The sequence below is a fragment of the Treponema sp. R80B11-R83G3 genome (assembly GCF_054786115.1).
On record NZ_BDHF01000517.1, the window covers coordinates 1 to 423 of the forward strand.

1 protein-coding gene is annotated in these 423 nt (G+C 40.9%); it reads left to right on the forward strand.

Annotation, left to right across the window (positions count from 1 at the left end):
• Positions 1 to 423: hypothetical protein (locus ACYVRH_RS14745; protein ID WP_461257613.1), on the forward strand; the 423-nt coding region annotated here is incomplete at both ends.

Sequence of the window (423 nt, forward strand, 5' to 3'; positions counted from 1 at the left end):
GTATTGGTGGTGGCATAATTGTGCCACCTGTGCAAGATGCTTGGCATGGAACATTCAAGGGCAATATTGGCGGAACGGTACGAACTCTCGTGCTTGGCGAAAATGGCGGCGTAGCAATGCCGAATGTTGGCGGAACAACAACAACTCTACAAGGTCAAACGAAACAAATCAACCTTGTTCCTGCGGCGAACGCAACAAGCACAGGTAGCGGAACATTTGATTTTATCGGTTTAATTAATAACGGAAATTCAAATTTCGATTATTACTTGTATGACGGACAAGTTAGAAGGTGGAACAGCGACAATAACACAAATGATTTGATTTTCAACGGACACATTATATGGCTGTATTTTGGCAAGGAAAATTGTTTCATTGGACAAATAAGCAACGATTACAACACAATTACATTAAGGGGTTATATTC